Annotated in this window: 19 protein-coding genes; 11 read left to right on the forward strand and 8 right to left on the reverse strand. The window is 69.9% G+C overall.

Annotated features, from left to right (window positions below):
- The 3 genes from ACT3SZ_RS08250 to ACT3SZ_RS08260 all read right to left on the reverse strand — a co-directional run.
- Positions 1 to 1,042 (reverse strand): methionine ABC transporter ATP-binding protein (locus ACT3SZ_RS08250; protein WP_444618075.1); only part of this gene is annotated, 1,042 nt, incomplete at its 3' end.
- On the reverse strand, positions 966 to 1,868 hold the full coding sequence (locus ACT3SZ_RS08255; protein WP_444618076.1) for a MetQ/NlpA family ABC transporter substrate-binding protein: 903 nt from the start codon (positions 1,866 to 1,868) through the stop codon (positions 966 to 968). The genes ACT3SZ_RS08250 and ACT3SZ_RS08255, both read right to left, overlap by 77 nt.
- A 96-nt stretch (positions 1,869 to 1,964) precedes the next feature.
- Positions 1,965 to 2,564: a helix-turn-helix domain-containing protein gene (locus ACT3SZ_RS08260; RefSeq protein WP_444618077.1), complete on the reverse strand. Its 600-nt coding sequence runs from the start codon at positions 2,562 to 2,564 to the stop codon at positions 1,965 to 1,967.
- Positions 2,565 to 2,609: 45 nt separating this feature from the next.
- On the opposite strand from ACT3SZ_RS08260, the gene ACT3SZ_RS08265 reads away from it, so the two are divergent.
- Positions 2,610 to 5,795 carry an error-prone DNA polymerase gene (locus ACT3SZ_RS08265; RefSeq protein WP_444618078.1) on the forward strand — a complete coding sequence of 1,062 codons (3,186 nt, stop codon included), beginning with the start codon at positions 2,610 to 2,612 and terminating at the stop codon, positions 5,793 to 5,795.
- 1 nt (position 5,796) lies between these two features.
- Here the strand turns inward: ACT3SZ_RS08265 and ACT3SZ_RS08270 are convergent, their stop codons facing one another.
- On the reverse strand, positions 5,797 to 6,774 hold the full coding sequence (locus tag ACT3SZ_RS08270; protein WP_444618079.1) for a MinD/ParA family ATP-binding protein: 978 nt from the start codon (positions 6,772 to 6,774) through the stop codon (positions 5,797 to 5,799).
- Positions 6,775 to 6,907: 133 nt separating this feature from the next.
- Between ACT3SZ_RS08270 and ACT3SZ_RS08275 the strand changes: the two genes are divergently transcribed.
- Positions 6,908 to 7,945, forward strand: coding sequence for an endonuclease domain-containing protein (locus ACT3SZ_RS08275; RefSeq protein WP_444618080.1), 1,038 nt, complete (start codon positions 6,908 to 6,910; stop codon positions 7,943 to 7,945).
- 96 nt (positions 7,946 to 8,041) lie between these two features.
- Here ACT3SZ_RS08275 and ACT3SZ_RS08280 read toward each other — a convergent pair whose 3' ends face one another.
- The gene (locus ACT3SZ_RS08280) at positions 8,042 to 9,355 is read right to left on the reverse strand and encodes a lipase family protein (RefSeq protein ID WP_444618081.1); all 1,314 of its coding nucleotides are present in this window, start codon (positions 9,353 to 9,355) and stop codon (positions 8,042 to 8,044) included.
- A gap of 122 nt (positions 9,356 to 9,477) precedes the next feature.
- Here ACT3SZ_RS08280 and ACT3SZ_RS08285 point away from each other — a divergent pair, with 122 nt between their 5' ends.
- Complete coding sequence (locus ACT3SZ_RS08285) at positions 9,478 to 10,626, forward strand: alpha/beta hydrolase family esterase (protein ID WP_444618082.1); 1,149 nt, start codon at positions 9,478 to 9,480, stop codon at positions 10,624 to 10,626.
- Here ACT3SZ_RS08285 and ACT3SZ_RS08290 read toward each other — a convergent pair.
- Complete coding sequence (locus ACT3SZ_RS08290) at positions 10,623 to 11,969, reverse strand: aminopeptidase C (protein WP_444618083.1); 1,347 nt, start codon at positions 11,967 to 11,969, stop codon at positions 10,623 to 10,625. The two genes, ACT3SZ_RS08285 and ACT3SZ_RS08290, sit on opposite strands and share 4 nt — an antisense overlap.
- On the reverse strand, positions 11,969 to 13,336 hold the full coding sequence (locus tag ACT3SZ_RS08295; RefSeq protein ID WP_444618084.1) for an aminopeptidase C: 1,368 nt from the start codon (positions 13,334 to 13,336) through the stop codon (positions 11,969 to 11,971). The genes ACT3SZ_RS08290 and ACT3SZ_RS08295 overlap by 1 nt, the downstream gene beginning before the upstream one ends.
- 33 nt (positions 13,337 to 13,369) lie before the next feature.
- Here ACT3SZ_RS08295 and ACT3SZ_RS08300 point away from each other — a divergent pair, with 33 nt between their 5' ends.
- Together ACT3SZ_RS08300 and ACT3SZ_RS08305 are read left to right on the forward strand one after the other, a co-directional pair.
- On the forward strand, positions 13,370 to 15,895 hold the full coding sequence (locus ACT3SZ_RS08300) for a glutamate-cysteine ligase family protein (protein ID WP_444618085.1): 2,526 nt from the start codon (positions 13,370 to 13,372) through the stop codon (positions 15,893 to 15,895).
- Between the two features lie 13 nt (positions 15,896 to 15,908).
- Positions 15,909 to 17,705, forward strand: coding sequence for a S9 family peptidase (locus tag ACT3SZ_RS08305; RefSeq protein ID WP_444618086.1), 1,797 nt, complete (start codon positions 15,909 to 15,911; stop codon positions 17,703 to 17,705).
- On the opposite strand, the gene ACT3SZ_RS08310 is transcribed toward ACT3SZ_RS08305, so the two are convergent.
- Positions 17,702 to 18,955, reverse strand: coding sequence for an HNH endonuclease signature motif containing protein (locus ACT3SZ_RS08310; RefSeq protein ID WP_444618087.1), 1,254 nt, complete (start codon positions 18,953 to 18,955; stop codon positions 17,702 to 17,704). The two genes, ACT3SZ_RS08305 and ACT3SZ_RS08310, sit on opposite strands and share 4 nt — an antisense overlap.
- A 219-nt stretch (positions 18,956 to 19,174) precedes the next feature.
- On the opposite strand from ACT3SZ_RS08310, the gene ACT3SZ_RS08315 reads away from it, so the two are divergent.
- The 6 genes from ACT3SZ_RS08315 to ACT3SZ_RS08340 all read left to right on the forward strand — a co-directional run bounded on the left by ACT3SZ_RS08315 (position 19,175) and on the right by ACT3SZ_RS08340 (position 24,406).
- On the forward strand, positions 19,175 to 20,452 hold the full coding sequence (locus ACT3SZ_RS08315) for a M18 family aminopeptidase (protein ID WP_444618088.1): 1,278 nt from the start codon (positions 19,175 to 19,177) through the stop codon (positions 20,450 to 20,452).
- The gene (locus tag ACT3SZ_RS08320) at positions 20,449 to 20,940 is read left to right on the forward strand and encodes a tRNA (cytidine(34)-2'-O)-methyltransferase (protein WP_444618089.1); all 492 of its coding nucleotides are present in this window, start codon (positions 20,449 to 20,451) and stop codon (positions 20,938 to 20,940) included. Before ACT3SZ_RS08315 ends, ACT3SZ_RS08320 begins: the two co-directional genes overlap by 4 nt.
- Positions 20,941 to 20,958: 18 nt before the next feature.
- Positions 20,959 to 21,810: a bifunctional methylenetetrahydrofolate dehydrogenase/methenyltetrahydrofolate cyclohydrolase gene (locus ACT3SZ_RS08325; RefSeq protein WP_444618090.1), complete on the forward strand. Its 852-nt coding sequence runs from the start codon at positions 20,959 to 20,961 to the stop codon at positions 21,808 to 21,810.
- Complete coding sequence (locus tag ACT3SZ_RS08330) at positions 21,807 to 22,202, forward strand: DUF3017 domain-containing protein (RefSeq protein WP_444618091.1); 396 nt, start codon at positions 21,807 to 21,809, stop codon at positions 22,200 to 22,202. The genes ACT3SZ_RS08325 and ACT3SZ_RS08330 overlap by 4 nt, the downstream gene beginning before the upstream one ends.
- Positions 22,203 to 22,204: 2 nt before the next feature.
- Positions 22,205 to 23,131, forward strand: a complete 927-nt coding sequence (locus tag ACT3SZ_RS08335; protein ID WP_444618092.1) for a TIGR03571 family LLM class oxidoreductase — start codon at positions 22,205 to 22,207, stop codon at positions 23,129 to 23,131.
- Between the two features lie 105 nt (positions 23,132 to 23,236).
- Positions 23,237 to 24,406 (forward strand): extracellular solute-binding protein, encoded by a 1,170-nt coding sequence (locus ACT3SZ_RS08340; RefSeq protein WP_444618093.1) that lies wholly within the window; start codon positions 23,237 to 23,239, stop codon positions 24,404 to 24,406.
- The last annotated feature ends 2 nt before the right edge of the window (positions 24,407 to 24,408 follow it).

Genomic DNA, 24,408 nt, shown 5'->3' on the forward strand with positions numbered 1-24,408 from the left:
GTTCGCCGGCGTCGTCCTGCGGGGTCATCTGCACGGTGAGCCGTCCGAAGGAGTGGTTCTGCAGGGTGGTCACGCCACCGTGGACGATGTTCACGCTGACCCCGGCCCGTTCGACCTCGGAGATGGCGTGGAAGAAGCCTGCGCCCTCCTTCATGGTCACGGTGAACAGGCGGCCGGACTCACATTGCAGCGCCTCGGCCTCGACCATGTCGGGGGTATTGCGCAGGGAGGTGGCCACGAAGTTCGCCGCCACGTCCGTCTTCGGCTGCGAGAAGACCTCGTAGACACTGCCGTGCTCGACCACGTGCCCGTTCTCCATGACGACCACGCGGTCGCCGATGGTGCGCACGACCTCCATCTCGTGGGTGATCACCACGATGGTGATGCCGAGGTCCTCGTTGACCTTGCGCAGCAGGTCCAGCACTTCGCGGGTGGTGGTGGGGTCCAGGGCGGACGTCGCCTCGTCGGCGAGCAGCAGGGACGGGTTCGTCGCCAGCGCGCGGGCGATACCCACGCGCTGCTTCTGCCCGCCGGAGAGCTGCTCGGGGTAGGAGCGGCCCTTGTCAGACAGCCCGACGAAGTCGAGGAGCTCGGTGACCCGTGCCTCACGCTCGGCCTTGGGCATGCCCTGCAGCTTCAGCGGGTAGGCGATGTTGCCGGCCACGGTGCGCGAACTCAGCAGGTTGAACTGCTGGAAGATCATGCCGATATTGCGGCGGACCTTGCGCAGCTCGCTCTCCTTGAGCGGGACGATGTCCCGGCCGTCGAGCAGCACCTGGCCACTGGTCGGCTTGTCGAGCCCGTTGATCTGGCGCACGAGCGTGGACTTGCCGGCACCGGAGTAGCCGATGATGCCCACGATCGAGCCGGACGGCACGGTGATCGAGACGTCCTCCAGGGCGGTGATCTTGTTCTTGCCCTGGGTGAAGACCTTGCCGACGTTACGGAACTCGACGGCGGTGCCGTTACTCATCCGAGTCGTCCGGGGTGCCCTGGTCACGGAGCTTCTGCTCGGTGTCGGCGAGGATCTCCTCCAGTTCATCGGCGGAGACGTCCGACTTCACTGCGGAGCCGTTGGTGTCCTCCTGCACGGCCTCCTGGACCTCGTCGGAGTGCCAGATCTCGACGAGCTTCTGGAAGTTCTCGTTGTCCTTGTTCTCCTTGGTGGCGACCCACACATTGATGTAGGGCTGTGCGTCGGCGTCCGCGGGGTCGTCCTTGTAGACGGCGTCCTCCGCCGTGACCTGGGCGTTGGCGAGGTAGTTGTTGTTGATCACCGACGGGGTGCCCTCGTTGTAGGCGACGGCGGTCTGGGCGGCCTCGACCGGGGTGACCGTGACGTCCGACTCCTCGGCGACGATGTCGGCGGGGCTGGGGGTCAGCAGGTCATCGTCACGCAGGGTGACCAGGCCAGCGGCGGCGAGCACCTTGATGGCGCGGCCCTGGTTGGTGGTGTCGTTGGGCACGACGACCTCGCCGGCGTCGGCGATCTCCTCGACGGAGTTGGCGTCCTTGGCGTAGATGCCCATCGGGAAGATCTGCGAGGAGCCGAAGGGCACCAGGTCGTCGTTGGCCTGCACGTTGTACTCGGCGAGGTACAGGATGTGCTGGAACTGGTTCACGTCCAGTTCGCCGTCGGACAGCGCCGGGTTCTGCTGGGTGTAGTCGGTGATCGACTTCACCTCAACGTTGACGCCTTCCTCCTCAGCCTTCTGCTGGAAGACCTGCCACTGGCTCTCATTGGCCTCGGTGGAGCCGATGGTGATGGTGTCGGTGTCGCTGTCGTCGCTCATGCAGGCGGTCAGGCCAACGGCGGAGACGACGGCAACGGTGCCGAGGGCGGCGACTTTCTTCAGACGCGTGATCAAGGGGTCCTCCTGGGGACGTCAAAAGGGGGATGCGGGGTTTCGCGCAATGCTAGTAGTAGTACCGCAGGATGGACCGCTCTGTCTAGTTGGGGCCAGTTAGGTCTTCGGCGTGAGGTGGACTTTCTCCCCGCCGGGACTACTGAGCCCCAGATACTCCACCGCCGTCTCCCCGCCGGCACCGAACCAGTGGGGGACCGTGCACTCGAACTCCGCCACCTCGCCGGGCTCGATCAGGTACTCATTGCCGTCGAGGACCAGGCGCAGCGTACCGGCCAGCACGAACACCCACTCGCGTCCCGGATGACTGTGCTGCCGGGGTGCGGACTCCGGGCGACGACCTGCGGCGACTCCCGGGATCACATGCTTGAAGGCGGTCACCCCCTTCTCACCGTCGCCGCCGAGGCGCAGGTGCACCGCCCCGCCGCGGTACAGCGGCCGGATGTCGATGCGCGGATCGCCGGTCTGCGGCGCGCCGACCAGGTCGTCCAACGCCACCCGGTACAGCCGTGCCAGCGGCATGAGCAGTTCCAGGGTGGGCCGACGTCCGCCGTTCTCCAGGCGCGACAGGGTGCTCCGCGAGATCCCCGTCGCCTCGGCGGCCTCGGCGATCGTCATCGAGAGCTGTTGGCGCGTGGCACGCAGGCGCGTCCCGACCTGGCTGAGATCATGGGGATCGCTGGGGTCATTGCTGTTCATGTGCACCAGTTTCCCACGTCCGGCCCCTCCGCTAGTATCGAACACATGTTCAGTAACGGTAGGGCGCTCAGCTGGTCGCGCCTGGAGCGCATCCTCTCCGGCACCGACACGGCCCCGCTGCACGCCGTCGGCGTGGGGGAGGGCGGCCGAGAGACGCTGTGGCAGGACGGCCCACGCACGGCCGGTGCGTCCTGCGCGCCCACCGTACCCTTCGCCGAACTGCACGCCGCCGGGTCCTACAACTTCCTCCACGGCGCCAGCGACCCCGCCGAGTACGTCGACGCGGCCGTTGACCTGGGCCTCACCGCCCTGGCGGTGCTCGACCGGGACGGGCTCTACGGTGCCGCCCGGCTCGCCACCGCTGCCGCGGAGGCGGGGCTGGCGACCGTCTTCGGCGCGGAACTCTCCGTCTTCGGCACCGACGTGGCGCCGCTGACCGTCCTGTGCCGCGGGCAGGACGGCTACCGCCGGCTCTCCCACGTGATCACCGACGCGCGCATGGCGCGCCGGGAGAAGGACAGCGCCGACTATCCGCCGCTCGCCGACATCGCCACAGCCGCGGACGGGCACTGGTACGTCCTGCTCGACCATCATCATCTGCACCACGCCACGGAGATCGTCGGGGCGTTCGGGCCGGACGCCTGCCTCGTGGAGCTCGGCCAGACGATGAGCCCCTCGGACGTGGACCGCAACGAGGCCCTGCACGATCTCGCCCTGACCCACGGCCTCACCGAGGTCGTCTCCTCCGCGGCCACCTGCGCCACGCCCGCCCAGGCGCGGCTGGCGGGGGCGAAGCACGCCCTGCACGACCGGGAGGACGTCCTGACCGCCACCCCACGCACCCACCCGCTCGGCGGGACGTGGCTGCGCTCCGGCGAGGAGATGCTCACCCTCGCCGGCGACTGCGGGTGGCTGCGCGAGGCCGTCGCCGCCAGCGCCCACATCGGGGCCGACTGCGCCTTCACCCTCAACCTCATCGCCCCGCAGCTACCGCACTTTCCCGTCCCCGACGGCTACACCGAGATGAGCTGGCTGCGCGAACTGACCCACCGCGGCGCTAGGCACCGCTACGGCACCGCGCAGGACCACCCGCGGGCCTGGGAGGTCATCGACCACGAACTCAGGATCATCGAGGAGCTCGGCTTCCCCGGCTACTTCCTCATCGTCCACGGCATCGTGGACTTCTGCCACACCAGCGGCATCTTCTGCCAGGGGCGCGGCTCGGCGGCGAACTCCGCGGTGTGCTTCGCCCTGGGCATCACCAACGTCGATGCCGTCGCCGCCGACCTGCTCTTCGAACGGTTCCTCTCCCCGGAGCGCGACGGCCCGCCGGACATCGACCTCGACATCGAGTCCGGCCGTCGGGAAGAGGCCATCCAGGACGTCTACCGCCGCTATGGCCGGGACAATGCCGCCCAGGTCGCCAACGTCATCACCTACCGCTCCAAGGGGGCGCTGCGCGACGCCGCCCGCGCCCTCGGCCACGACCCCGGCCGGGTGGACGCCTGGTCGCGAGGCCTGGAGGACCCGCCCGACCCGGTCCGCGAGCTCACCTCCCAACTCACCGGGCAGCCCCGCCACCTGGGTATCCACTCCGGCGGCATGGTCATCTGCGACCGGCCCATCGCCGAGGTGGTCCCCACCGAGTGGGCCCGCATGGACGACCGCTCGGTGGTGCAGTGGGACAAGGACGACTGCGCCGACGTGGGCCTGGTGAAGTTCGACCTGCTCGGTCTCGGCATGCTCGAGGCCCTGCACCACGCCGTCGACCTGGTGGAGGAGACCACCGGCACGCGGGTGGAGTTGTGGCACCTGCAGCCCACCGACCCGGAGGTTTTCGCCATGCTCGCCCGCGCCGATGCGGTGGGCGTGTTCCAGGTCGAGTCCCGCGCCCAGCTCGCCACCCTGCCCCGGCTGCGTCCCCGTACCTTCTACGACCTGGTCGTCGAGGTCGCGCTGATCCGTCCGGGGCCGATCCAGGGCGGTTCCGTGCACCCGTTCATCCGTCGGCGCAACGGGGAGGAGAAGGTCACCTACGACCACCCCAGCCTGGAGCCGGTCCTGAAGCGCACGCTCGGCATCCCGCTGTTCCAGGAGCAGCTGATGCAGATGGCCGTCACCGTCGCCGGTTTCAGCCCCGCCGAGGCGGACGCGCTGCGCCGGGCGATGGGGTCGAAACGTTCACCGGAACGCATGGAGCAGATGCACTCCCGCTTCATCGACGGTGCCCGCGACCTGCACGGCATCGACGCAGAACTGGCTGAGCAGCTGTGGCGCAAGGTCATCGCCTTCGCGTCCTACGGTTTCCCGGAGTCCCACGCGCAGTCCTTCGCCTCGCTGGTGTATTTCTCCGCCTGGTTCAAGTGCCACCACCCCGCGGAGTTCTGCGTGGCGCTGCTGCGCGCCCAGCCGATGGGCTTCTACTCGCCGCAGTCGCTGGTCTCCGATGCCCGACGCCACGGCGTGGGCGTGCGCCCGGTCGACGTCAACGCCTCCCAGGTCGAGGCCACCGTGGAGGACGGCGATATCCGCCTCGGCCTCGGCTCGGTCAAGGGCATCGGGAAGGACGTCGCCGGACGCCTCGTCGCCGCGCGGGACGCGCCCTTCGCCGCGGTCGCCGACCTCTCCCGCGAGGCCGGCCTCACCGTCGACCAGGTCTCCGCCCTGGCCCGGGCGGGGGCGTGCGACAGCCTGGGACTCACCCGCCGCCAGGCCCAGTGGGCGGCGGGCGTGGCGGCGACCGAACGCGCCGGCATGCTGCCGGGCACCTCCACCATCTCCACCCCGGCGCTGCCGGGGATGAGCGCCTTCGAACTCGCCGCGGCGGACGTCTCCGCCACCGGCGTCACGTCCGACGGTCACCCCGTGCGCCTGCTGCGCGCCAGGTTGGACGCCTGGCCGGGGAACTTCCCGGTGGTCCCGGCGTCCTCCCTGCTGGGTGTGGAGGACGGCCGGCGCATCCTCGTCGCCGGCGTGGTCACCCACCGCCAGCGTCCGATGACCGCCGGCGGCGTCACCTTCCTGGGTATGGAGGACGAGACCGGCCTGGTCAACGTGATGGTGTCGCCGGGGCTGTGGCGTGCCCGACGCAAGGTCGCCATGACCTCCCGGATGCTGATGGTGCGCGGCATCGCCCAGAACGCCGGCGGTGCGGTGACCGTCGCCGCCGACGACCTGTCACCCCTCGAGGCGGCGGAGGCCCTGGCCAGCGCCTCGCGCGACTTCCGCTGACTTATAGTGCAGCGTGCCGGTGCCAGGCCCCGAAGTCCTCCGCCACCGTCGCCGCGAGCTCGCGGTAGGCGCGGAACGTCGCCGGAGCCAGCCGGTCCAGGTCCACGACCCCGCCCTCGGAGAGATGCCGATCAAAGGGCACGCCGCGCACCGCCCGGGTACGCGCGGAGAAGTGCGCGGACAGCACCTCCGGGTCCACGGCGGCCTGCCCCGGGTGTGCGCCGGACACCACGACCACCGCATTGGCCACCAGGTCCCCGTGACCGTGGTGGTCCAGCCAATCCAACGTGGCCTCCGCCGACTTCGCCCCGTCCAACGCCGGCGAGGTGACCAGCACCAACATGTGCGCCAGGTCCAGCACCCCGGACATTGCCGAGTGCATTAAACCTGTCCCGCAATCAGTAAGGATGATGTTGTAGTGGTGCTGCAGCACGTCCACCGCCCGGCGGTAGTCGGACTCGCTGAAGGCCTCGGACACCGCCGGATCCCGGTCCGACCCGATCACCTCCAGACGGCTCGACGCCTGGCTGGTGCAGGAGCGGACCTGCGGATAGCGGGAGGCGTCCGGCAGATCGAGCAGGTCCCGGACGGTCGGGGTGGGCGCCTCGACGGTGTCCTCCACGACGCGGCGGGCCAGGGTGCCGAGGTCGGGGTTGGCGTCCACCGCGATGACCCGGTCGCCGCGCAGCGAGGCGAACACCCCGCCCAGGGCGACGGTGGTCGTCGTCTTGCCGACGCCACCCTTCAGGCTCAGCACAGCGATCCGGTAGTCACCGCGCAAGGGTGTGCTGATGCGTTCCTGCACCTCGCGCTGCTCGGTCTGACCGGTCGACTCACCCGGGTTCACCCGGCCGCCGGAAACCCGGTGGACCAGGCGCCGCCACCCCGATGGCGGTGCCGCGGACACCGCGCCGACCATGGCGGATGCGTCGAGACTGCTGAACTGTGTTGGTGCTGTAGGTGCTGCAGGTACCGTCATGCCGGCTGTTCCCCCTGTGTGGTGTGTGTGCTGCCCGGATCCCCTTGTCGTCCCGGCCCCGGGGACGAGCGTAGCTGGTATCGTCCGGCAAGGGGAGGGTAATCACGAACATTCGTCGGGGAAGGACGGGGACGTGGCGTACAAGGGTGGGGAACTCGACCAGTGGATCTGGGCGAGGTGGCTGCCGCAGGAGCACCTGCTGACCAGGCCGGTACCGACGCTGGCGGAGGTGCCGGCGGGATGTCTTCGACCGGCGGTGGACGTATCCTTCGGAGCGGCCGGTCACCCGCGCCGGATCGCCTATGAGCTGGACGCGGTGACGCGCTCCCGGCTGCTGCACCTGCGGCGTCCGGCCTGGACGGCGAGCGTGTGGAGCGCCGCGGCGATGTGGGGTCTGGAGTACTTCGTCGACAGCGCGGACACCTGTGCGCTGACCTCGGGCGTGACCCGTCCCGCGACGGGGCCCGACGAGGTGTCGCGGCGCAGGCTCACCCGCCAGCTGAGGGAGATCCCGCCGATGCGTCCCGACCGCTACCACCCGTACCTGCAGGTCACCCCGCCGGTGCTGACGCTGGTCCACTGCCTGCAGTCGGTGCTCTCTGGCGGGCACTCCTGGTTGGTGCTGCCCGGGACCGGGCTGACGGACACTGGGGTGCGGGCCGTCCAGCTCGTCGACGCCCTGTGCCGGATCTTCCGGATCGACCCGGCCGTGCTGCCCGACGTCTGCGGCCACCACATCGACCGGAACGTCCTGCGCTCCGTCGTCGGCGACTGCGACCGGGGTGCGGACTCCCCGCCGGAGACGTTGATGCGACTGATGGTCCGGGAGGTGGCAGGGCCGCTGACCACGCAGGAGTTCCGCACGCAGGTGGTCGTTCACGCGGACGGCTCGATCTCCGACCCCGTTCACGGTGGGCCGGCGGGCGCCGGGCGGATTGTGGCCCGGCTGGACCTCGGTTGCCCGGCGCTGCGGCTGGCCATCCAGTACGACGGTTCGGGGCACCTGGATCGCAGCAGACGGGACCGCGACTCCCGGATCACCACGGAGCTGACCAACCTGGGGTGGCACGTCCTACGGATCACGTGGGGACACCTGAAGGATCCGGCGTTGTTCCTGGCGACCGTGGCCGATGCGATCCGGTTGTGCGAGCGGCGTCTCGCCGGGCCGTAGAAGTGTTACCACTTTCCGGACGCCGCTGGCGACAAAACCCCAGGTCACGAAAAATGCCGTCGCCGAAAAGTGGTAATACTTCTCTGGCCCAAGGGCCTAGAACTCCCCGCAGTTATTCGGCGCGGGCCGGTCGTTGAAACGGTCGACCATGTAGCTCATCGCCGGGCCGGCATTGGTGAGCATCGGCACGGCGTGGTTCACCGCGAACTTCGGCAGGATCGACGGCAGCGGGTCGGTGGTGAACTGGACGGTGCCGCCGGCGTCGCAGTAGCGGGCGGCGGTGTCGCGGGCCTGCTGCCAGGGGATGGTGTCGTCGTTGATGCCGTTGGTGATCATGATCGGCGCGTTGACGTCGGTGTAGGTGCTGGCCAGCTTGTAGCTCTCCAGTACCGAGCGCAGTCGGTCGTCGTCGCGGGCGATTTCGCCGAAGGAGCGCCCGTCGGTGGTCAGGGTGCGGGTGTCGGTCAGTCCCCACCGCACGACCGTGTCGCCGATGCACCGGTCCTTGGTGTCGGCGAGGAACTCCTTCCCGCGCTCGTTGAAGTACTCGTCGGTCAGGCCGGCGAGTTCGGGGTGGCGTTCCAGCGCACCGTTGAGGGCGTAGCCGAGGACGCCGGCGATGGCGTGCCGGTCCACCGCGTTGACCACCTCGAGCAGGTCGGCGGGCGGGGCACCGGCGAAGGTGCCCTTGACGTTCAGATCCGGGGCGTAGGACGACGCCATCTCCGCGGCCGCGGCCGCCGCGCCGCCGCCCTGGGAGTAGCCGAAGAAGCCGACGGGGGAGTCGTCCGGCAGGCCGAGCTGGGACAGTCCGGCACGCGCCCCGTCGAGCGTGGCCTGTCCCTGTTCCGGGTTGTTGACGTAGGTGTGCTGGCCCGGGGTGCCCAGGCCGATGAGGTCGACGACGACCACGTTCATGCCCAGCGCGCTGGCCGCGGCGTGGAAGGGGTACTCGTAGTTGAGGTTGAGTGCGGCATTGCCGGGGTCGAAACCGAAGAGCTGCTGCGTACTGCGCGACGGGGCGCAGATGTCGCCGGAGCCGCGGGTGCCGGGGGAGTAGACCAGGGTGGGGGCGGGGCCGTCGCCCTGCCACTCGCCGGTGGCCTTGAGCACCACGCCGCTGGTGGCGACGCGCTCACCGTCCTCGGTGGTGGAGGTGTACAGGATCTTCTCGGCCGTTCCGCCCAGGTTGTCCAGCAGCTGCGGTGCGTCCTGGGAACGGATGACCTCGCCGGGGTCGGCGGGCAGGTCCTGCGGCGGGAGGTAGAACGGGTCGGAGTCGGTGGCGGTGGGTTCGCCGGACGGCGGCGGCCAGCTCAGGTCCTGTGCGACGGCACTGGACAGTCCGACGGCAAGGACGGTGGAGACCGCGACCGTGCAACTCAGGATCCTTCTCGTGAAGTGCGTCATGGGTGTGAGCCTATAACGGAAGAAACCTTTCGTTGTGGAGTTTAATATAACTGGAGTGACTGTGATCACTTGACGGTGTGGTGCGGTTGATTCCGTGCGTCCTGACCAGTACAAATGGGAGAGTGAATCAGTCCACTCCGCAGTATCCCGGCGACCTCGCCCCGGTCCAGCGGACCGCGGGCCCAGTACCTGCCCCCCGTCCGGAGCAGGTCGAGGAGTCTCGACCGGTACGTCGCCGAATTACCAGGTCACTTGCCGTCCTCACCGCCACGGTGATGGTCGGTGCCTTGGTGTGGGTCGGGCACGCTCCGGCGGGGGAGAACAACGCGGCGCTGGAGGACTACCGGGAGCAGACGGCGCGGGAGAATGCGATCGCCGCCTCGGAGAGCATCGTGCCCACCGCCGCGGAAGCCGAGCTCGGCAACGGCCCGCGGCTGGACGGGCCTGCGCCTGGCAACTCAAAGAAAATCACCCTGAGCAGCGGTAGTCGTACCCGCGAGGGGATCCTGTCGGTGCCGGCGGACTACGACCCGGAGAAGTCCTACCCGGTTCTGCTGGCCTACCACGGGTACCGGGAGACCGCCCAGGGCTTCCACAACTACGCCGGTTTCGACGAGATGGAGGTCATCACCGTGTCGATGCAGGGCGTGGGGGACGCCTGGGAGGGCGCGCCGTACTCGAGGACGAAGGACGGGGAGGACGTCCGCTTCACCCGCGACATGCTCGCCGCGCTGAACACCACCTACAACGTGGACCGTTCGCGCATCTACGCCGCGGGCATGTCCAACGGTGGTGGCATGGTGGCGAAACTGGCCTGCCGCGAGCCGCGCCTCTTCGCCGCGGTGGCGTCCGTCGCCGGCGCGTACTACAGCGGGACGCGCACGAACTGCGTGGAGGACGCCGGGCGTGCCCCGTCCTTCCTGGAGATCCACGGCACGAAGGACGAGACGATCAACTACCAGGGCGGATCCCGCCACGGTGGGATCTACATGGCCGCCCGGGACCTGGTGGAGGACGTCGCAGAGATGAACCACTGCCAGAGCACGCCGGTGACCACGGCGCTGGCCGGCGACGTACGCCGTCAGCAGTGGCCGATGTGTTCGCCGGGTACTTCGGTGGTGCACCTGCGCGTCGGCGACGGCGGGCACACCTGGCCGGGCGATGCGTCCGGGGCGTCCGGCGCGGCCTCGGACTCCGCGGAGGCCACGTCCTACTCACTCGACGCGACGACCGAGGTGTGGTCCTTCCTCTCCGGGCATCAGCTGACTTAGCTGACCTGACCCGCCAGCGCGCCCATCGGGTCCCAGGCGGGCAGGACGTGCGGGGTGTCGTCCAGCGCCTCGCGGTACTGCTGCGGCAGGCGGTCGCGGTGCACGGCGATCTCGAAGACGTACTGGTCGAACCAGTTGTCGTTCATCGTCCAGAAGCCCTTCTCCGCGGCCTTTGAGCCCCAGGAGTTCTCCACCCGCCAGCGCACGGGACGCCCATCGTCGTCGACATCCACACCGGTCAGGACCATGGCGTGGGTCATCTGGGACTCGCCGGTGAGCAGGCGCTGCTCCTTGGTGAGGTCCAGGTCCACACCGTAGAAACCCTCGTAGTCGTGCAGGTGGGCGTCCCAGATGCCGCGCTCGCGGTAGGACTGGGCGGCGGTGTCGCAACCGAACCACACCGGCGTGCCGTCCTGCAGCGCTTCCAACGCGGCAGCCTTGATCACGTCGACGGGGGCGTTGAGGTAGGTCACCGGCGCGCCGCCGACAACATTGCCGAGCTGGTCCACGGTGAACAGCTCACCCTTCGGGGAGGACGCCCGGGGATCGTCGACCACGCACACGTACTCGTCGAGGTCGCCGGGCAGGTAGCGGTCGGCGAACTGGCGGGGCGTGAGCTCACCGACGCGGTGGAACTCGCCCTTCGCGTCGCGGTACTGCCAGATGAACCGCTGCGGCGGGGTGCCCAGGTGCACGGTGAGGATACGGTGCACGTCGGCGAGGGTCTCGCGGTGCACGCTGGTGACATCTGCACCGTCCGCGCGCATGCGGGACGCCCCGGCACGCAGCGCGGTCGACAGGTCGCGGTTCATCGCCCGGGTGTCGGAGGACGACCGGGTCTCGGGCATGGCGTACTTCGGCACCGCACCGTACTTGTCGACGAGGGCGACGAACATATTCCACTGCCCACCGTCCTCCACGGGGTCGGCGAGCAGGTGCTGCACGGTCCGGTCGTCGACGTCACGGTCGGCGAGCCCGGCCATGGCGCCGAGGAAGTGGTTGGCCTTCTCCAGCTTGTCCCAGTAGTGCAGGTAGGTCTGGGAAAGTTCGAGGTCCTTGACGCCCGTGGTCTCCATGACGTCGCCGCGCAGGGCGTTCAGCCCGGCGAAGATCCAGCAGCGCCCGGACTTCTTCTGGTCGGCGACGGCCCAGGAATCCAGCTTCACCGAGGTGGAACTGTCGGTGGTGGACAGGACGTCGCGGTCGAGGGTGACGGTCTCCACGTTCGTGGCGGTCGCGGCATTGCGCGCCATACGGAAGGACGCGTCGGCGCGCAGGTCGTCGCCGAGGGCGGCCAGACGTGCGGGGTCGAGTGCGGCGGAGGTTGTTGCAGTAGTAGACATCAGGCCAACGCATCCCAGCTCGGAAGGTCGGTCGTGTCGCCGCGGTCGAGTGCGGCGACAGCGTCTGTCAGGTCATCGGGCAGGTCGTCCGTGAGGCGCCGGCGCGGGACGACGACCTGGAAGACGTTCTCGGCGAACCAGCTGTCAGCCATGGTGCCGTAGCCGCCGCCGGCGAGTTCGGTGTGCTGGGCGTGGCTCTTGGTGCCCCAGGAGTTCTCCACGCGCCAGCGCACCTCGCCGGAGGGCGAGCGGTCGTAGCCGGTGAACACCATGCCGTGGGTCAGCCGGGATTCGGCGGTGTCCATCTGCTCGGCCTTGGTGGTGGCGGAGTCGGTGCCGTAGAGGGCGTCGAGTTCGAGCAGGTCAGCGTCCCACACCCCGGCGGTGGCGACGAACTGACGGTTGACGTCGCAGGCGAACCACACGGGTTCCCCGGCGTCGAGGCTGTCCTGCACCAGGCGGCGCAGCGTGTCGAGGCCGGCGGTGACGTAGCTGAAGTCCGGGGTGTCCCACATGTTGTTCTCGTGGGTGATGCTGAACGCCCGGCCCGCCTCGTGGCGCGGATCGTGCACCACGCTGACGTAGCCGTCGAGATCCTCGGGCAACATTTCGGCGGCGAACTGCAGCGGGGTGTAGGTGCCGCCGCGGTGGAAGCCATTGTCGGAGTCGCGGTACTGCCAGGTGAACTCCGTGGGCGGAACGCCGAGGTGGATGGCGGTGACGCGGTAGGCGTCGGCCAGCGTCTCCTCGATCACCGGCTCGGCGTCCTCACCGGCCAGCACGGCCTCGCGCAGGCGCAACGCCCCGCGGCGCAGGACGGTGCGCAGGCGTCCGTCCAGCTGCGGGGTGCGCCCGGAGGCGAACGTCTCGGGCATGGCGTAGGACGGCACGACACCGTACTTCGCGACGAGGTTGGTGAAGTAGTTCCACTGCCCGCCGTCGGACGCCGCGCCCTGCAGCAGGGCGGCGACGGTGCGGTCATCGAGGTCGGTGACGCCGTCGCGGAACTGCCGCTCCAGGGAGCGCAGCACATGGTTCGACTTCTCGATCTTGTCGAAGAACTGCAGGTAGGTGTGGGAGAACTCGAACTCCTTCACCCCGAGGTCCTCCGCCACGTGGTGGCGGAAGACATTGTAGGCGGCGAACATCCAGCAGCGTCCCGACTGCTTCTGGTCGGAGACGCCGAGGCGATCGAGTTTGACCTCCGTGGTGGGGTCCAGGGCGGTGACGGCGTCGCGGTTCAGCGCGACGGCATTCACGTCGGCGGCGGTGACGGCGTTGCGCGCGATGCGCAGCGCCCGGTCGCCGACGGCGGAGTCGCGCAGCTCCTCGAGCACGGTAGGGGACAGGGGAGGTGAGAAGTTCATGCGTCCGTTATACCCTTTGGCTACCGTGGGTTCATGGCAACCACCCTGGTAGTGGAAGAGGACCTGGCACTGGTCGATCCGTCGGTGCGCGCCCCGACGGCGCGGGCGGGGGAGGTCCGGGAAGTTCAGGAGGTCCAGGAAGTCATTGACGCGCTGGGCGCCGGGTTTACGGCGTCCGACGCCGCCAACCGCGTGGTCGTACGCACGCCTGCGGACGGCGACGTCGCCGCGGTGCTCGCCGCCGTGCGCGCCAACCGCGCTCGGCTTGCCCGCGCCGCCGCCCGGCTCGACGGCGGCGGCTGCGTGCCCGTGGCGTCCGGCGGCCTGCGGCTGACGGTGACGTGGGAGGGGGAGGCCGACACGTTGGCGGTGTGCCGGGGGATTTCCCGGCACCTGCCGGTCTTGCTGGCGCTCAGCGCGTCCTCCCCGTTCGACGACCGTGGCGTGGACACCGGCCACGCCAGTTCGCGGGCGTTGCGGGGGCCACGGGAGCCGGCGTCCGGTGCCTTCCCTGAGGCGGCCACGCTGGACGACCACCGTCGGGACGTGGAGTTCCTGCGGCGCACCGGGGCGGTCACGCAGGGGTACGACGTGGCCCCGGCGTCGCGTCACGGGGTGCTGGTGGACCTGTGCGACGCCTGCTCGTCGTCGGCGACGGTGGGGCTGCTCGCCGCGCTGACCCGCGCCCTCGTGAACCGGGAGCTCGCGCTGGTCAGGGCGGGCACACCCACCCCGCCGCTGCCGGCGCTGGTGCGGCGCACCGCGACGTGGCGTGCCGCGCGCAGCGGCCTGGAAGGAGACCTGCTCGACGCGTCCGGCCTGGGGCCCATCCCCGCGGAGGATGCGGTGCGTGCGCTGCTCGCCCTGCTCGCCGACGAACTTGGCGACGACCTGAGGTGGGTGACCGGCACCGTCGACCTGTTGCTGCGCGCAGGTTCCGGTGCCTACCGGCAGCGTCGGACGCTGCGCCGGCGCGGCAGGACCGACGATGTCCTGAGCCTGCTCGTCGCCGAGACGCTCGACACCGTGGGCCTGGAGGGGGCCGCCCCCAGCACCACGCTGGGACTGGCGGCGTACGAACCCAGCGTCGTCGACGAGCTGGGCGAGGCCTTCTGGGACGAGGCGGTGGACGCCACCGGCGAACCGCGTCCGGCGTCCGCCCCGGCGCTGGCGGCTCTGGTGGAGACCGGAATGCTGCGGTTGCGGTCGCGTCTGCAGAATTCCGAGGAGGAGCTCACTGGGCGCGGCATGACCTTCCGTGCCAGCGGGACCGACCGCCACATGGTCTTCCCGATCGACCCGGTACCTCGGATCATCACCGGGGCGACGTGGGACACCCTCGCCGCGGGGGTGGAGCAGCGTATGCGCGCGCTCAATGCCTTCCTCGACGACGTCTACGGCGACCGCGAGATCGTCCGCGCCGGAGTCGTGGACCTGGCCACGCTGGAACGCGCCCCCGGATTTCGCCGCGTCGGTCGCCACGCCCCGGCCGGACGAGTGCGTAACCACCTCAACGGTGCCGACCTGGTCTGCTCCGACGACGGACGGTGGCAGGTCCTCGAGGACAACGTGCGCATGCCTTCCGGCCTCACCTTCGCCCTGGCGGCGCGCGACGTGACCCGCCACCACTTCCCGGAGCTGCTCGAGGCCACCGAACGTGAGGTGGGCACCGTGGTCGACCCCTCCGGCTGCCTGGAGACCATGTGCGCCACACTGCGTGCCGCGGCCCCGCCGGGCGTGGACCCCGACCACGCCCACGTCGTCGTCGCCACCGCGGGGGAGACGGACGCCACCTTCGCCGAACAGGGGCTCGTCGCCGGGGTCGGCGGGTTCTCCCTGTGCACCACCGAGCAGCTCCTCGTGGACGCCGACGACCACGGAACCCCCACGCTGTGGGACGTCTCGAAGGGACGACGGACGCGGGTGGACGTGGTGTACATGCGGGTGGAGGAGGAGATGTTCCTGTCCTCCACCGCCGCCGACGGCCGCGGGCTGCGCGACCCCTTCCAGGCCGTCCTCGCCGCCGGCACCGTGGCGGTCGCCAACGCCCTGGGCAACGGAGTCGCCGACGATAAGGCGATCTACGCGCACGTGCCCGCGATGATCGACTTCTACCTGGGGGAACGTCCCGCACTGGACCAGGTGCCGACGTACCTGTGTTCGGTGCGCGAGCAACGCGACCAGGTGCTCGACCGGCTCGGGGAGCTGGTGGTCAAACCCATCGACGGCTACGGCGGTGCCGGCATCACCGTCGGCCCCGAGTGCACCGCGGCGCAGCTCGCCGCCCGTCGACGTGAATTGCACACCCACCCCGACCAGTTCATCGCCCAGGAGGTGGTGCGGCTGTCCACGCTGCCGACGTTCGACGGCACCGGCATCCAACGCCGGCACGTCGACCTGCGCATGTTCACCCACCTGCGGCAGTCCGGCGGCCCCGGGACCGCGGTGGAAGCGCTGACCGTGCCGGCCGGACTCACGCGGGTGGCCCCGGCCGGGTCGATGATCGTGAACTCCTCGCGCGGCGGCGGGGGCAAGGACACCTGGATCTTGGAAAAGTAAGGAGAACGGACTAGTGAGACACACCTACGCCCCCAGCCTCGCCCCCGACGGCTCCGCGATCGCCTTCGTCCTGCACGACGGCGTCTCCCCGCGGGCCATGCAGTCGCGGCTCGACGGCGGGGAACGCCCCGTCGTCATCCCCACCGAGGGGCCGGCGGTGGCGGTCCGCTACTCGCCGGACGGACGGTGGCTCGCCGTGGAGGTGTCGCCGGCGGGCACCGAACGCAACGAAATTTGGCTGGTCTCCAGTGACCCCGACGACCCGTCCGCCGTGCTCGTGCGCGACCACGGCGACGCGAAGACCTCCGTGGTCGGCTGGGACGGCGGCCTGCTCGCCGTCGATGCCGTCGGGTCCGACGGTGTCGCCGAGGGCCGCATGTTCGACCCCGTCACCGGAGAGACCAGGGTGCTGGACCGTCGGGCCGACGGTCAGCTCGTCGCCGCGGAGGGCGGCTACGCGTTGATGCGCGTGGGACCTCGCGGCAACCGGGAGCTGCTGCTCGTGCGCCCCGACGGGAGCTGGCGTCCCGTCCTGCCCCCGCAACCCGGGTCCACCACGGACGACGGGTACATCCTGCCCGTGGCCGACGGCGGGCCACCGGTGCTTCTCGTCGTCGGCGACCACGGTGCGGACCGGCGTCGGGTGACACGCATCCGTGAAAGCGACGGGGTGATGGGCATGCGCGAACTCACCGGCCACGGCACCGCCGACGTCGACGAGTTCGCCGTCAGCTCCGACCGCGGCACCGCCGCGGTGCTGTGGAACCACGACGGGGTGTCGGCGTTGGAGGTATTTCTCCTCGACGACCAGCAGCGCGTGACCGTCAGACGGTCCGTCCGACTTCCCGGCACCGTCGCACGCGGACTCACTCTCACCGGCGACGGCATCCGCCTGGCATTGACCGTTGAGAGCCCAGATGTCCCGCCGGCGGTACACCTGGTGGAGGGCCGCAGCGGGCTGGTCACACCGCTGGGCCCGCCGGTGGTTCCGGACCGTCCGCTGCTCGCGGCCGTCCAGCAACCCCAGCTGTTGCACTTCACTGCCCGCGACGGGGTGGAGCTGTCCGGCTGGCTCTACCGCGGGGCGAACCCCGACTTCGCCCCCGGGCACGGGCCGCGCCCGGTCCTGCTGCACTTCCACGGCGGGCCGGAGGGGCAGTCCCGGCCCGAGCACCACGATGTGTTGCGCGAGGTCATCGACGCCGGGGTCACCGTATTCACCCCGAACGTGCGTGGATCGTTCGGCGGCGGGCGCACGTTCATGCACGCCGACAACCGCTACGGGCGCTTCGCCGGTATCGACGACCTGGAGGACTGCGTCCGGTTCCTCGTGTCGATGGGTGTCGCCGACGCGGACCGACTGGCGATCAGTGGACGCTCCTACGGCGGCTACCTCACGAACATCGGGGTGACGTGGTTCCCCACGATGTTCCGGGCAGCGGTGAGCGCCTGCGGGATGAGCGACCTGCAGACGTTCTACCGCGACACCGAGCCGTGGATCGCCAGCGCGGCATACCCCAAATACGGTTACCCGATCCAGGACGGGGAGCTGCTGGCGGAGGTATCGCCGCTGCACCGGGTGGACCGGGTGCGCACACCCGTACTGTTCATCCACGGTGCGAACGACACCAACGTACCGCCGAGCGAATTCCGGCAGATGAAAGCGGCGATGGCCGCCCGAGGCGTGCCCACCGCGGAGCTGGTGATGGACGACGAGGGGCACGAGTTCGTCAAGTCGGTGAACCGGCGCAGGATCGCCGAGCGGATGGTCTCCTTCCTGCGTGAGCACGGAGTGGTCCCGGGATCCTAGAACGGCACCTCCGCCCCGTCGTCGTGGAACCCGCCGGAGTTGTGCTCCCGGACGACGGCGTAGCGTCGCGACGCCCGCTCGGCGAAGGTGGTGCGCGCATAGCCGGCGAGTGGGCCGGTGGGCTCGGTGATGTGGCTGTGGCCGTCGTCGACACTGGTCCACATCACCGTGCCGTCGCTGGCGATGGTCGGATCCCACCAGCCCAGGGTCTTGAGCAGGTGGTGGGCGCGGCACAGACACTGCAGGTTGCGAGTGTCGGTGGGGCCGCCGGCGGCGGGGTCGTCGTGGTCGTAACGCTGCACGTGGTCGAGGTCGCAGCGTGGGGCGGCGACGTCGCAGCCGGGGAAACGGCAGGTCCCGTCGCGGCCACGGACGAAGGCGCGGATCTGGGCGGTGGGGACGTACGCCTCCACCTGGTCGTGCCCGGCGACGCGCAGGTGGGTGACGCGCTCCATGAACTGCTCGGTGGCCATCGCGTCCAGCCAGTGGCCGGAGTCAGTGGCGGCGGTCTCGGAGGTGATTTCGCGGTACAGGTTGAGCGTGACCTTCACCTCTGCGGTGCCGCGCGCCAGATGCATCACCGCGTCCGCGCGCGAGCAGTCCCTGTCCCGGCAGACGGCGTCGAGGATGGTGAGGAACTCCTCGGCCTCGGCGGCGGGCAGCACGGCGGTGATCGCCGTGGTCTCGTGATCATAGGCGTCCACGCTGACCCGACGAGGAGGGCGGTCGGCGGCGGGCGTGGCATTCGGGTCCAGCGGGCGGGCGAACTCGTCGACGTCCTCGATGGCCTTGGCGATCCGGTTGTACAGAGCGCGCGGACCGGGCATTGCCTGCTCATCGCGCCGCGGGGTGAGCACCTTGATCAGTGCGGTCTCCACGGCGGCAAGGAGATTGGGGTCGTCCTGCGTGATGCCGTCGGCGGCACGGGCCAGGACGCGCAGGTGGTCGTAGCCGAGCATGCCGCCGCCGAGATGTACGGACAGGCGCGGCATGCGCAGGCAGAGTAGGCCGACGTCGCAGAAGGTCTCGGCCCGTCCGCGGGTGATCGCGGCCTGGGCCTGGAGGCGCGAGTAGTGGTCGGTGACGTCCGCGCCGTCCTCCGGGGTGGACGCCCGGGCGAGTTCGAGCATCGCCAGGTTCATCCGGCGGGCCGCGCGCACGGTGGGGGTGATGTCGACTTCGATCGCCCAGTGAGGACGGTGGCCGTCGGGGGCCATGAGTTCATTGGAGAGGATGTCGAGTTGGCGCACGAAGTGGACGTCCTCGCGGAAGGCTATGCTTCGCGGAGGCTGCGATGGTGGCCGCGACGGTGGCGGTGGTGGTGGCGGTGGTGTGGTGTCCGGCATGTCGATCACGCTATCAAGGGGCCCGGACATGAAACGGCGCGAGAGATGTTCTATCGAACAGGTGTTCGTGTCTAGGGGTGGCGACGGTCGGCGGTGTCCGTCCGGGGTGGTTTACTGGTGGCCATGACAGGCACCGCCGACTCTCTCGACTCCACCAATTTCATCGACTTCATCGATGCGTCCCCCAGCAGTTACCACGCAGCCGCCGAGGTGGCGTCCCGCCTCGACGCCGCCGGCTTCCACCGGCAGGACGAGACACAGAGGTGGGACGCTTCGCCCGGCGGGCACTACATTGTGCGCGGTGGGGCGGTGCTGGCCTGGCGCGTCCCCGAGGGCACGGCGGACCAGTTCCGCATCGTCGGCTCCCACACGGACTCCCCGGGGCTGAAACTCAAGCCTGTCGGCGACATCGTCGGGCCCGGTGGGTGGCGGCAGGCCGCCGTCGAGGTCTACGGCGGGGCCATCCTGCCTGCCTGGTTAGACCGCGAACTACGCCTCGCCGGACGTGTCGTGCTCGCCGACGGCAGCGAACACCTCGTGCGCACCGCTCCGGTGCTGCGCGTCCCGCACCTGGCCATCCACCTCGACCGCAGCGTGAACAACGGGCTCACCCTCGACCGCCAGCAGCATATGCAGCCGGTGTTCGCCATCGGCGACGGTTCGCCGACGATCGGTGAGGTCATCGCCGAGGCGATCGACGTGCCCGATGTGCACGCCGACGACATCCTCGCCCACGACCTGATCACCGTTGATGCCCAGCGTGGCGAGGTCTTCGGCGCGCGCGGGGACTTCATCGCCGCCGGACGCATGGACAACCTCAGCAGCGTCTTCACCTCCCTCGAGGCGTTCCTCTCGGCGGAGGACGTCGACGGGGTCGTCCCGGTGCTCGCCGCCTTCGACCATGAGGAGGTCGGCAGCGCGACGACCAGCGGCGCGGCCGGGCCCGTGCTCGAGGACGTCCTGACCCGCACCGCCGCCGCACTGGGGGAGGACGCAGAGGGCACCCGGGCGATGTTCGCCCGGTCGTCCTGCGTCTCCGCCGACGCCGCCCACTCCGTGCACCCGAACTACGCCGGCAAGCATGACGCGGTCAACCGCCCGGTCATCAACGGCGGCCCGGTGTTGAAGGTCAACGCCAACCAGCGCTACGCCTCCGACGCCGCCACCTCGGCGCAGTGGCGCGCGGCATGCCGTGCCGCTGGGGCTCCGGACCAGGTCTTCGCCGGACATAACGACGTCCCCTGCGGTTCCACCATCGGGCCAATTACCGCCACCCGGCTCGGCATCCCCACCGTGGACGTGGGCATCCCGCTGCTGTCGATGCACTCGGCCCGGGAGATGGCCGGCGTCCACGACCTGGCCTGGTTCACCGACACGCTGAAGGCCTGGTGGGAGCAGTGAGCGAGAACACCCCGTACTGCCGCATCCTCTTCGAGCACCCGGCTATCCCCGGCAACACCGGGGCCGCGATCCGCCTGTGCGCCGGCACCGGTGCCGCATTGCACCTGGCCGAGCCGCTGGGCTTCAACTTCGACGACAAGCACCTCAAGCGCGCCGGGCTGGACTACCACGACCTCGCCGACGTGCACGTGCACCCGTCGTTGGACGCGGCGCTGGATGAACTCGCCGGCGCCGCAGGCGCGCGGGTCTTCGCCTTCACCGCCCACGCCGACACCTGGTACACCGACGTCGACTACGAACCGGGAGACGTCCTGCTCTTCGGCACCGAACCCACCGGGCTGACGGAGGAAGCACTCGCGGACCCGCGGATCACCCGGCAGGTGCGCATCCCGATGCAGGAGGGACGGCGCAGCATGAACCTGTCGAATGCGGCGTCCGTCGCCGCCTATGAGGCGTGGCGGCAGGCGGGGTTCCCCGGCGGACGCTGAGGGTGCCATAATGGTGCGGTGACTGATGCGACCAAGCTTGACGGCAAACTGTACCGCGACGAGATCGTCGAGGACCTCACCCGCCGCGTGGCGGCGCTGAAGGAGAAGGGGGTCACGCCGGGGCTGGCCACCGTCCTCGTCGGCGATGATCCGGGGAGCCACTCCTACGTGAAGATGAAGCACCGCGACTGTGAGCAGATCGGGGTGAACAGCATCCGGCGCGACCTGCCTGCGGACGTCTCGCAGGAGGAGCTCAATGCCGTGATCGACGAGCTCAACGCCGACCCGGCGTGCACCGGGTACATCGTGCAGCTGCCGCTGCCGAAGCACCTGGACGAGAACGCGGTGCTCGAACGCATCGACCCGGCGAAGGATGCCGACGGCCTGCACCCGGTGAACCTCGGCAAGCTCGTGCTCATGGAGCCGGCGCCGCTGCCCTGCACGCCCAACGGGGCGATCGCGCTGCTGCGCCGCTTCGGCGTGGAGCTCGACGGGGCGAAGACCGTGGTCATCGGCCGTGGTGTGACCGTGGGCCGGCCCATCGGCCTGATGCTCACCCGCCGGTCGGAGAACTCCACGGTGGTGCTGTGCCACACCGGGACGAAGGACCTCGCCAAGGAGACCCGGGACGCCGATATCATCGTCGCCGCCGCCGGTAAGGCGCACATGCTCACCGCGGATATGGTGAAGCCCGGCGCCGCGGTGCTGGACGTTGGCGTTTCGCGCGTGGACGGCAAGCTCGCCGGCGACGTGCACCCGGACGTGTGGGGCGTGGCGGGCGCTGTCTCGCCGAACCCCGGCGGTGTCGGCCCGCTGACCCGCGCCTTCCTGATCCACAACGTGGTGGAACGGGCGGAGCGTCTGGTGTGAGCGACGCTCCCGACACCACCGACACGGCAGAATCCGACAAGGCCGACCTCGTCGAACTGACACCGGCCGAGCGCCGGACGCTGCTGCGCAATCCGCACGATGCGCGGGTGCCGCACTCGCGGCTCAACCAGACGGTGCAGATGCTGCTGGTCGTCGGGTTCGTGCTGGTCATGATTGTGGGGCTGGTGTTCCTGGTGGCTGACCGGTGGCGTCGTGGCACGGTGACGGTGGGTACGGGCATGTTGGTGCTCGCCGCGCTGCGCTGGATCGTGGACGGGGAGATCCTGGGCGTGCTGTCGGTACGCTCGCGCAAATTTGATTCGCTGTTCTGTGCCGCGGTGGGGGCGGCGATGCTGCTGGTGGCGGTGTCCGTGGACGCGCTGGGCAGCTAGCCGTGAAACCCGGTTTTACCAGGACGTTCGCCGAGGGGGAGATGACCCTGGGGCTGACCCTGCCGCTCGGGGCGACCGGCCCGGACCTGCAGGACGTCACGGCGCAGGTGGATCTCGTCCGGCAGGCGGAGGACGCCGGCATCGCCGCGGTGTGGGCGCGCGATATCCCGCTGCGGGTCGAGACCTTCGGCGACGTGGGCCAGATCCACGACCCGTTCATGTACCTCACCTGGCTCGCCGCGCACACCGACCGGATCGCGTTGGGGACGGCGGCGGTGGTGCTGCCGCTGGCGCACCCGCTGCTGTTGGCGAAGCGCTCGGCCGGGTTGGACCGTCTCAGCGCGGGACGCTTCCTCATGGGGGTGGCCAGCGGGGACCGTCCCGAGGAGTTCCCGGCCTTCGGCCTGGAGAAGGGGGAGCGCGCCGCGCTGTTCCGCGAGAACCTGGAGGTGCTGCGCGCGGCGTGGGCGCCGACGGGGCGTCCGGTGCGCTGGTCACGCGGACGCATGGCGGGTGCCGACGTGGTGCCCACACCGTCCGGCGGCGCGGTGCCGGTGCTGCCGACGGGGTCGTGCCAGCAGAACATGGACTACAACGCCGCCCACGGCGACGGGTGGCTGACCTACCACCGGTCGCTGCCGCAGCAGAAGGTGATGGTGGACCGCTGGCGGGCGTCCTGTGGCGGGGAGTTCAAACCCTTCGCCGAATCGATGTGGTTGGACTTGTCGCAGGACGCCGACCTGCCGGTCGAGGGGCGCGACTTCGGGTACCGCACGGGTCGGCGCGGGTTGCTGGAGATCCTGGCGTCCCAGCGGGCGATGGGGATCAATCATGTGTCGCTGCACCTCGCCGGGGGTGGGCGGCCCGTGGCGGAGGTGCTGGGGGAGTTGGCCGAGTACGTGGTACCGGAGTTCACCGCCGTGGGCTGAGAGTTCCATTCGTGATGAATAGAACTCTGCGGGGCTGTGGCGGTGGGGCGATAGTGTCTCCTGCGTAGTAGACAGAGCAGTCTGTGCAGAGGAGAGGGAGACCACGTGGCGTTCAAACCCAGCCTGGGGGCGGTACTCGTCGGTGTCGGCCTGGTGGCCGTCGCCGGGGTGTTCACACTGCCCGGCGGAACCGTCGACGACCCGGGGGTCGTGGACGTCTCGTCCGGCGACGAGCGGCTGAACCTCGTCGCCTACGCCGTCCCCAAGCCCGGGTTCGAGGCCGTGATCCGCGGCTTCCGCGATACACCCGAGGGCGCGGACACCGGCTTCGCCGAGAGCTACGGCGCCTCCGGCGACCAGTCGCGCAAGGTCGCCCGGCACCTGCCGACCGATATCGTGAACTTCTCCGTCGAGCCGGACGTGACACGTCTCGTCGACGCCGGCCAGGTGGCCGACGACTGGCGTGAGGACGTGCCCGGCGACGAGTCCGGGAAGTCCGTCCCCTTCGGCTCCGTGGTCTCCTTCGTCACCCGCGAGGGCAACCCGCTGGGACTGGAGAACTGGGACGACCTGCTGGAACCCGGGGTCGAGGTCATCAGCCCGAACCCCGCGAGCTCCGGCTCGGCGAAGTGGAACCTGCTGGCCCCCTACGCCAGCTGGTTCTTCCAGGCACTCGACAACGGTGCCGACACCGACGCCGCCCACTCCGAGGCGCTCGACAAGCTCACCCAGCTGGTCGGCGAACACTTCACCGTGCGTCCGAAGTCCGGACGCGAGGCCACGTCCGCCTTCGAGAGCGGGCAGGGCGACGTCCTGCTGTCCTATGAGAACGAGGCGATCGAACTGGACCGCACCGGCGGACGCATCGACTACACCGTGCCGGACGACACCTTCCGCATCGAGAACCCCGTCGCCCTCGTCGACAACGAGGACGGCGACCGGGATAAAGCCACCGCCTTCCGCGACTACCTGTTCACCCCCGAGGCGGAGAAGCTGTGGGCGGCGGAGGGTTTCCGGCCCGGACCGGACCTCTTCGACGACACCACCGATGTCATCGACTCCCTGCCGGCCGAGCAGCGCGACGCCTTCCGCGAACTCGGCACGGTGCACACCGTCGACGAACTCGCCGCGGCCTTCCGCGAGCTGGCCCCGGACCTCGACCCCGAGGGCACGGCGGCGGACTGGGACCTGGTCGACCAGGTCCTGTTCAAGCGGGCGAAACCCGGCAGCGGCGAGGACAGCGGCGCCATCACCACGATCTACCAGGCGGTGTAACG

The sequence above is a fragment of the Corynebacterium sp. AOP40-9SA-29 genome (assembly GCF_052377405.1).
Lineage (GTDB): Bacteria > Actinomycetota > Actinomycetes > Mycobacteriales > Mycobacteriaceae > Corynebacterium.